Source organism: Kitasatospora sp. NPDC005856 (genome assembly GCF_040629945.1).
GTDB lineage: Bacteria > Actinomycetota > Actinomycetes > Streptomycetales > Streptomycetaceae > Kitasatospora.
In genome coordinates this window covers 205,427-213,551 of the sequence record NZ_JBEXWT010000003.1, presented here as the reverse complement: position 1 = coordinate 213,551, position 8,125 = coordinate 205,427, and the positions used below count along the sequence as shown (strand labels likewise).

Sequence of the window (8,125 nt, the reverse complement as noted above, 5' to 3'; positions counted from 1 at the left end):
GGGGGGCGCGCTCCTCCTCCGGCCGGGCGGGTCCTTCCGGCCTTTCCGGGGTCGGCGCCCCCTGCCCCGGTCGGCCGACCGGTGGAAACGACCGATCGGCCGGCCCCGCACGCCCGCACCCCCGCACCGACACCCACACCCACACCCACGGGCACACCCACGGGCACACCCACGGGCACGACCCACCCGAACCGAGGAGCAGTTCCCATGCGTTCGCACACCCTGATCCGTACCGCCGCCGTCCTCGTCGCCGCGGCCGGCCTGGCGGGCGGCACCGCCGCGGCCGCCCCCGTCCACGAGAGCGCCAGCCACCAGTCCGCCCACGACTGGCCGCAGCGGCTGGTCGACCGTTCGCCCGATCTCGTCCAGCCGAAGGCGCTCACCGTGGACCGTTCGATCGGCGCCCGGCGCGCCGCCCAGGAGGTCCGCCTGGCGCAGCAGTTGTACACCTTCTGGAACACGGGCCAGCAGCGGTACCTGGACGCGGCGGTCAGCCCGCAGTTCCGGGACAACACGCTGCCGCCGGGCCGTCCGCAGGGCCCCTCCGGGCCGCTCTTCGCCTCGAAGAACTTCCGCGCCGCGGTGCCGGACCTCACCTGCGAGCTGTCCGACGTGCTGATCAGCGGCGACAAGATCACCGCCCGGCTGGTCTTCCGCGGCCACTTCACCGGCACCTTCGACGGCGTGCGGGGCCAGGGCCAGCGCGTCGAGTTCAACGCCATCGACATCCAGCACGTCGGGACCGACCGGATCACCGAGGACTGGCACATCGAGGACAACGCGACGCTGCTGGCCCAGCTGGGCGTCCACTCCTGACGCCGTCGGACCGGCCACCGCCACCACGGCCCGGCACCCGGGCGTCACCCGGGTGCCGGGCCGTGGTGGCGGCGGCGTCCGGTGCCCAGCACCGTGGTCAGGGGGCGACGATCCGCGGACGGTCAGGACGGTGCAGATGAACGCGAACGACTCCGCGCCCCGCGTCGTGGTCGGCGTCGACGGCTCGCCGTCGTCGTACGCCGCCCTGCGCTGGGCCGCCCGGCACGCCACGCTGATCGGCGGGGTGGTGGACGCGATCGGCGCCTGGGAGCCGCCGAGCCACTTCGGCTGGTCGGCTCCCGTGGTCGACACCACCTTCGACCGGGAGCTGGCCGAGCGGCGTTTCGCCGACGAACTGCACACGGTGCTCGGCGAAAACTGCCGGGCGGAGGTCCGCCAGACGATGGTCATGGGCGACCCCGCCGAGGCCCTCCTGGACGCTGCCCGGGGCGCCGAACTGCTGGTGGTCGGCAGCCACGGCCACGGCGGCTTCACCCGCACCCTGCTCGGCTCGGTGAGCATCCACTGCGCGCAGCACGCCGACTGCCCGGTGGTGATCGTCCGGGCCCGGTGACGCCGACGGACACACGGGTGGCCGGGCCCCTCCCCCACTGAAGGGGCCCGGCGGTCCGTGCGCCGCGGGCCGGATCACGGCGACTCGGCCCGGGCCAGGGCCCGGCGGCCCTCGGCGATCCGGCCCGGATCCCATCCCCGTCGGGGGACGGAGTCCAGCAGCAGCCGGGTGTACGGGTGCTGCGGCTCGCCGAGCACCCGGACGGTCGGCCCCGTCTCGACCACGCGGCCGCCCCGCAGGACGGCCACCTCGTCGGTCAGGTGCCGCACCACCGCGAGGTCGTGGCTGACGAAGAGGAAGGCGACGCCCGACTCGCGGCGGATCGCGCCGAGCAGGTCGAGGATCTGTGCCTGGATCGACACGTCGAGCGCGGCCACCGCCTCGTCCAGGATCAGCACCTTCGGTTCGGCGGCCAACGCCCGGGCGATGGCGACGCGTTGGCGTTGCCCGCCGGAGAGCGCCCGGGGCAGTGCGGCGGCCTCGCGTTCGCCGAGGCCGACCTGGTCGAGGAGGTCGGCGACCCGGTGCCGTCGGGCGGCCGGGTCGAGCGCGAAGTGCAGCCGCAGCACCTCCTCGACGCACGCTCCGACCGGGATCCTCGGGTCGAGCGACAGGTACGGGTCCTGGAAGACCAGTTGGATGCCACGCGCCCGGGCCAACCGCTCGGCGCGGGCCCTGGGACGCGCCGAGCGGTCCGCGCCGTCCAGGTGGACGGTGCCCCCGTCGGGCCTCTCCAGCCCGACGAGCATGCGGGCGGTGGTGGTCTTGCCGCAGCCGGACTCCCCGACGATGCCGAGCGAGCCGCCGCGCGGGAGGGCGAAGGAGACCCCGTCCACCACCGTGCGGCCGCCGTAGCTCTTGCGAAGTCCCTTGACCACCAGTCCCGTTGATTCCAGCCCCGTTGATTCCGGTCCTGCTGGTTCCAGTCTTGTCGAGTCCATCAGGGCAGGATCCCTTCGTCGGCGCGCAGGCAGGCGGCGAGGCCGTCGCCGTGCGGGCGCAGCTCGGGCGGCTCGGCCGAGCAGCGGGGCTCGGCGAAGGCGCAGCGCGGGGCGAAGGCGCAGCCGGGCGGCGCCTCGGCGAGCGAGAGCGGCCGGCCGGGGACGGGCCTCGGGGGTGGTGCGTGCGGATCGATCCGCGGGGTGCAGGCGAGCAGTCCGGCGGTGTAGGGGTGGCGCGGGTGCGCGAACAGGTCGTCGGTGGCCCGGGTCTCGACGATCCGCCCGGCGTACATGACGTGGATCCGGTCGCAGACGGCGGCCGCGAGTTCCAGGTCGTGGGTGACGAACAGCAGTCCGGTGCCCCGCTCGGCCTGGAGGCGGGTGAGGACGGCGATCACCTCGGCCTGGGTGGTGACGTCCAGGGCGGTGGTGGGTTCGTCGGCGATCAGCAGCTCGGGCTCGCCGGCGAGCGCGGCGGCGATGACCACGCGTTGGAGCATGCCACCGGAGAACTCGTGCGGGTGGCGGCGCAGGGCGGCGCGCGGGTCCTGGATGCCGACGGCCTCCAGGAGTTCGGTCGCCCGGGCGGTGGCCCGCTCGGCGGGGGTGCCCGCGGCGCGCAGGCCCTCGGTGAGGAAGTCGCCGATCCGGTGCAGCGGGTTGACGGCGGCGCGCGGGTCCTGGAACACCATGGCCACCTGGCGGGAGCGGAGTCGGCGCAGTGCCGCGCGGTCGCGGGTGAGCACGTCGGCGCCGCGGACCCGGACCTCGCCCTCGGTGCGGGCGCCCTGCGGCAGCAGGCCGAGGATGCTGCGGCAGGCGACGGACTTGCCGGAACCGGACTCGCCGACCAGGCCGACCGTCTCCCCCGGTGCCACGCTCAGCGAGACGCCGTCCAGGATCGGCCGGGCGGCCCGGCCGGCGGGCAGGCGCACCGTCAGCCGGTCGATCTCCAACAGGGGTGGGGCCATGTCAGCGCTCCCGTCGTGCGAGCCGGTCGGCGATGCCCTCGCCGACGATGCCGAAGGCCACCACGGCCAGCACGATGCACACCGAGGGTGCGAGCGCCGGCAGCATGGCGCCCTGCTGGAGCGCCGACTCACCGTCGTTGATCATCGCGCCCCAGTCGGCGGCGGGCGGCTGCACGCCGAAGCCGAGGAAGGAGAGCGCCGCGAGGTCCATCAGGGCGTAACCGAAGTTGATCGCCGACTGCGCGAGCACGGTCGGCGCGATGTTGGGCAGCAGGTGCCGGGTGCAGATCGTCCAGTCCGACCAGCCCTGGACCCGGTAGGACTCCAGGTACGGCCGGGCCTTCTCCTGCCGGGCGAGTCCGCGCACCAGGCGGCCCACGTACGGGGTGTAGGCGACGGCCATGGCGACCACGGGGGCGGTCAGGCCCGGCCCGCTGACGGCCACGAACATGATCGCCACCAGCAGCCCGGGGACGGAGAAGACCAGGTCGAACGCCCGGGACAGCAGCGCGTCCACCCAGCCGCCGCGCCAGCCGGCCAGCGTGCCCACCAGGAGGCCGAGCACCGTGGAGAGGCCGACCACCAGCAGCGGGCCGAGCAGTCCGGTGCGCGCGCCGTACAGCAGCCGGGAGAGCACGTCCCGCCCCGACTGGTCGGTGCCGAGCAGGTGGTCGGCTCCGGTGCCGACCAGGGAGGAGCGGAGGTCGAGCGCCTCCGGGTCGTAGGGGGCGATCAGCGGCGCCAGCACGGCGACCAGGACGAGCGCGCCGAGCAGCAGAACGGCGGCGGTGAACAGCGGCCCGTTGCCGAGCAGTCGGAGCCGGCGCAGCAGTGGGCGGCGCACCGGCCGGGTGAGGAGGGAGGTCACGCGGCACCTGCCCGGGTCAGGGAGACCCGCGGGTCGATCAACGGGGCGAGCAGGTCGACGGCGAGGTTGACCAGGACGAAGCCGAGGACGGTCAGCAGGGTGACGGCCTGGACGACCGGGAAGTCCTTGGCCGTCACGGACTGCACCAGCAGTTGGCCGACGCCGGTGACGTTGAACGCCGTCTCCACGATCGAGGTGCTGACCAGGAGCCCGGCCAGCGTCGTCCCGCCGACGGTGACGATCGGGCCGAGGGCGCCCCGCAGCACGTGCCGGCGGATCACCACGCGCTCGGGGACGCCGCGCGAGCGGGCCACCTCCACGTGCTCGCGGGCGAGTTCGTCCAGCATGGCCGAGCGGGTCACCCGGGCGAGCAGCCCGGCGAGGGTGACGGCGAGGGCGACGGCGGGCAGCGTGAGCTGGTGGAGCCGGCCGCCGAGCCCGGTGCCGGTGGAGCCGGGGCCGGGGAACCAGCCGAGCTGGACCGCGAACAGCGAGACCAGGCCGATGGCGGTGACGAACGGCGGGGTCGCGGTGGCCACGCCGGTGCCGATCAGCACCACCCGGTCGACGAGGCCGGGGCGAAGCGCCGCGAGGACGCCGGTCAGCACACCGCCGACGCAGACCAGCACCGCCGCGTACCCGATCAGCAGCGCGGTGCCGGGCAGCCGGGAGCCGATCAGCGGGCCGACGTCCTGGCGGAACTGCACCGAACGGCCGAAGTCGCCGTTCAGCACGTTGCCGAGCCACTTCAGGTACTGCACGAGGAACGGCTGGTCCAGGTGGTACTGGGCGGTGATCGCGGCTCTGGCCTCGGGTGTGGCCGGGTGGCCCTTGAGGAGGAAGGAGACCGGGTCCCCGGGGGCGAGGTGCACGGCGCTGAAGACCAGGAAGGAGGTCACCAGCAGCACCGCCGCCAGCCCGAGGAGCCGGCCGAGCAGGTACCGGGCCATCAGCGGGCGGAGCCGATCGTCGCGGCCCACGGGTAGTAGAGCTGGGCGATGCCGGCGGGGGCACCGGTGACCCTGCTGCCGAGGAAGACGGAGAAGGGGGCCTCGTAGAGCGGGATGGAGGGCAGTTCGCGGACGGCGATCTGCTGCAGCCTGGCGGTGAGGTCGGCGCGGGCGGCCGGGTCGGCGGCGGCGACGGCCTGGTCGTAGAGGGCGTCGAACTCGGGGTTCGACCAGTTGGCGTAGTTGCCGAAGTCGCCGGTGTGCAGGGACTGGTAGAACTCCAGCGGGTCCGGGGTGTTGTCGTAGCCGTTGGTGACCACCAGGTCGATGCCGGCCCGGGCGGCGGGGTCGGTGAACAGTGCCGAGTAGGCGTCCGGGGAGACCGGCCGGAGCTCCACGTCCAGTCCGATCTGCCGGCCGGCGGCCTGGACGGCGTTGCCGACGACGCTGATCTCGGGGGCGAGCGAGCTGGTCGCCATCACCACCTTGCGGCCGCTCGCGCCCGCCTCCTGGACGAGCCTGCGGGCGGCGTCCACGTCGTGGACGGGGGCCGGCAGGTCGGCGTAGTAGCCGGCCGTGCGCTCCGGTACGAGGGCCCAGGCGCCCTGTGCCGCGGGGGCCTTGGCGGGAACGCCGATGCCGCCGGCGGCGGACTTGACGATGCCGTCGCGGTCCAGTGCCATGGAGAGCGCCTGACGGACCTTCAGGTCGCCGAGAGCGCCCTGGAGGCTGAGCACGGCGAGGTCGGCGGCGGCGGTGTTGGGGCCGAACCAGACCTTGCCCTGGGAGGATCCCCGCAGCTGTGTCAGGGAGCTGGACGGCACCATGTAGCCGCCGTCCACGGCGCTGGAGAGCCAGCCGTTGGCGCGGGCCGCGGAGTCCGGGATGAACACGAACTTCACGCTGTCGGCCTTCGGGGTGAGGGACTTGTCCCAGTAGGCCGGGTTCCTCTTCAGCGTGATGCTCTCGCCCTGGGACCAGTTGTCGATCGCGTACGGGCCGGTGCAGTCGACGCCGCCCTTGGGGCTGCCGTAGTCCTTTCCGGCCCGGGCGAGGTAGGCGGCGCTCTCGATGGTGCCGGGCGAGGCGGCGAGCAGTTCGTCGAGCAGGACGTCGGACTTGGTGAGCCTGATGGTGACTTCCAGCGGGCCGGACGCGCTGATCGAGGCGACGTTCTTGAAGGCGCTGGCCCAGGAGGAACCGGTGGCCGGGTCCATCTGCCGGTTCAGCGAGGCGACCACGTCCTCGGCGGTCATCGTCCCGCCGTCGTGGAACCTCACGCCCTCGCGCAGGGTGTACACCCAGGTCAGCGGGTCCGGGTTGGCGGACTTCAGGGCCAGACCGGGCTCGATCCTCATGTCCGGTGTGACGCGGAAGAGTTGCTCGCAGACGTTGGCGAGCACGGTGTTCGGCGGGTAGTCGTAGGCGAGCGCGTAGTCGAGCGACTGCGGCTCCGCGTAGAGCGACCAACTGAAGGACGGGATGGTGCCCTTGGCCGCCGGGGTGAGCGCGGTGACCTGGTAGCCGGAGGTGCCGTCGGTGCCGTCGGTGCGCTTGGTGGTGGCGCCGGAGCAGGAGGTCGCGGTCGTGGCGACCAGCAGCGCTCCGATGGCGAGCAGGGTGGTGGTTGCGGGGCGGCGCGGGAGGAGGCGCACGGCGAAGCCCACCCCTTTCTGAGTCGTGGGGGCTGGGAGTTGCAGTGGAGTATTGATGCGGGAACGTTCCCGCACAAGCCTTTGCGGGAACGATTTTCCAGAGGTCGTTCCGCTGCCCCGACTACTGACGAACTCCCTGTCGGGCTGGCAGCATTCGGCGCATGAGCGACACCCCGTACGGCGGCGACGCGGCCGCCACGCCCCGGATCCGCCTGGTCGACGTGGCCCGCGAGGCCGGCCTGTCCAAGACCACCGTCTCCGCCGCACTCAACGGCACCGGCCGGATGTCCGACACCGTGCGCGAACGCGCCCGCGAGGCCGCCCGCCGCCTCGGCTACCGGCCCAACGCCACCGCCCGGCTGCTACGGGCCGGGCACGCCCGGCTGATCGGCTACGCCGTCGGCGAGTACGCGCGCGACCGCGGCTCGTACATGGACTCCCCCTACTTCGCCCGGCTCACCAGCGCCACCGCCACCGCGGCCCTCCAACGCGGCTACGCCCTGGTCCTGTTGCCCGCCCGCTGCGGACCGGAGGAATGGGCCGACCTGCCGCTGGACGCCGCCATCGTCGCCGACCCGCTCGACGACGATCCGCTCGTCGAGGACTTCATCGCCGCCCGCGTTCCGCTGTTCACCGACCGCTCCGTCGAGGGTCGCCCCGGCACCCACTGGGTGGACGTGGACGCCGACCGCGCGGTCCGTGAAGTACTCGACCACCTGCGGGACCAGGGCGCGCGGCGGCCCGCCGTCGTCCTGCCCGGCACCGACATCCGCTTCCACCTCGCCGTCGCCGAGACCTACCGGCGGTGGTGCGGCGAGCACGGCTCGACACCCCGGCTGGTCCGCACCGACGGACCCGGCGACGGGCCGGTGGTCGCCGCCGTCGAAGGACTGCTGACCACCGCCGGGAGCGGCCACGGGAGCGGCCCCGACGCCCTCTTCGTCCTCGCCGAGGCCAGCCCTCCGCTCGTCCTCGACGCGATCCGACGGGCCGGATTCGGCGTCCCCGACGACCTGCTGCTGGTCTGCGCGAGCGAGGACGGCGCCGCCGCGCACACCCATCCGCCCGTCACCACGCTCAGCCTCCAGCCCGCCCTCGTCGCGGAGAAGGGCATCGAGCTGCTGATGGCGGCCCTGGAGACCGGCAGCCGGGAGCCGACCGGCGCGCTCGTCCCGACCCGCCTGGAGGTCCGGGCTTCGAGCAGCCGCGGTGCCGCCCTCGGGCGGGCCGCACCCCGGGCCGACGGTCCGTCGGGGCGAGGTCGGCGCTGATCGCCCGGGCCGCCTCGTACAGCGGCGGGAGCAGAGCCGCTCAGCACGGCGGCGGGAGCAGGGCCGCGCGGGCCTCGGC

The 8,125-nt window shown here is 74.1% G+C and carries 8 protein-coding genes; 3 read left to right on the top strand and 5 right to left on the bottom strand.

The features are described 5' to 3' along the window. The first annotated feature begins 207 nt into the window (after positions 1–207). Positions 208–816 carry an ester cyclase gene (locus tag ABZ449_RS04480; RefSeq protein ID WP_360340003.1) on the top strand — a complete coding sequence of 203 codons (609 nt, stop codon included), beginning with the start codon at positions 208–210 and terminating at the stop codon, positions 814–816. Positions 817–952: 136 nt separating this feature from the next. Beyond that, positions 953–1,390, top strand: a complete 438-nt coding sequence (locus ABZ449_RS04475) for a universal stress protein (protein WP_360340000.1) — start codon at positions 953–955, stop codon at positions 1,388–1,390. 74 nt (positions 1,391–1,464) lie between these two features. Here the strand turns inward: ABZ449_RS04475 and ABZ449_RS04470 are convergent, their stop codons facing one another. From ABZ449_RS04470 to ABZ449_RS04450, 5 genes are read right to left on the bottom strand one after another with little or no spacing between them, the layout of a single operon-like run. Then, positions 1,465–2,331 carry an ATP-binding cassette domain-containing protein gene (locus ABZ449_RS04470; protein ID WP_360339997.1) on the bottom strand — a complete coding sequence of 289 codons (867 nt, stop codon included), beginning with the start codon at positions 2,329–2,331 and terminating at the stop codon, positions 1,465–1,467. Continuing rightward, the gene (locus tag ABZ449_RS04465; RefSeq protein WP_360339994.1) at positions 2,331–3,302 is read right to left on the bottom strand and encodes an ABC transporter ATP-binding protein; all 972 of its coding nucleotides are present in this window, start codon (positions 3,300–3,302) and stop codon (positions 2,331–2,333) included. The genes ABZ449_RS04470 and ABZ449_RS04465 overlap by 1 nt, the downstream gene beginning before the upstream one ends. 1 nt (position 3,303) lies before the next feature. Next, entirely contained in the window at positions 3,304–4,170 is an 867-nt protein-coding gene (locus tag ABZ449_RS04460) for an ABC transporter permease (RefSeq protein ID WP_360339991.1), read from the bottom strand. Next, positions 4,167–5,120: an ABC transporter permease gene (locus tag ABZ449_RS04455; protein ID WP_360340021.1), complete on the bottom strand. Its 954-nt coding sequence runs from the start codon at positions 5,118–5,120 to the stop codon at positions 4,167–4,169. Before ABZ449_RS04455 ends, ABZ449_RS04460 begins: the two co-directional genes overlap by 4 nt. Further along, entirely contained in the window at positions 5,120–6,775 is a 1,656-nt protein-coding gene (locus tag ABZ449_RS04450; RefSeq protein ID WP_360339988.1) for an ABC transporter substrate-binding protein, read from the bottom strand. Before ABZ449_RS04450 ends, ABZ449_RS04455 begins: the two co-directional genes overlap by 1 nt. A gap of 161 nt (positions 6,776–6,936) precedes the next feature. Here ABZ449_RS04450 and ABZ449_RS04445 point away from each other — a divergent pair, with 161 nt between their 5' ends. Further along, complete coding sequence (locus ABZ449_RS04445; RefSeq protein ID WP_360339985.1) at positions 6,937–8,046, top strand: LacI family DNA-binding transcriptional regulator; 1,110 nt, start codon at positions 6,937–6,939, stop codon at positions 8,044–8,046. The last annotated feature ends 79 nt before the right edge of the window (positions 8,047–8,125 follow it).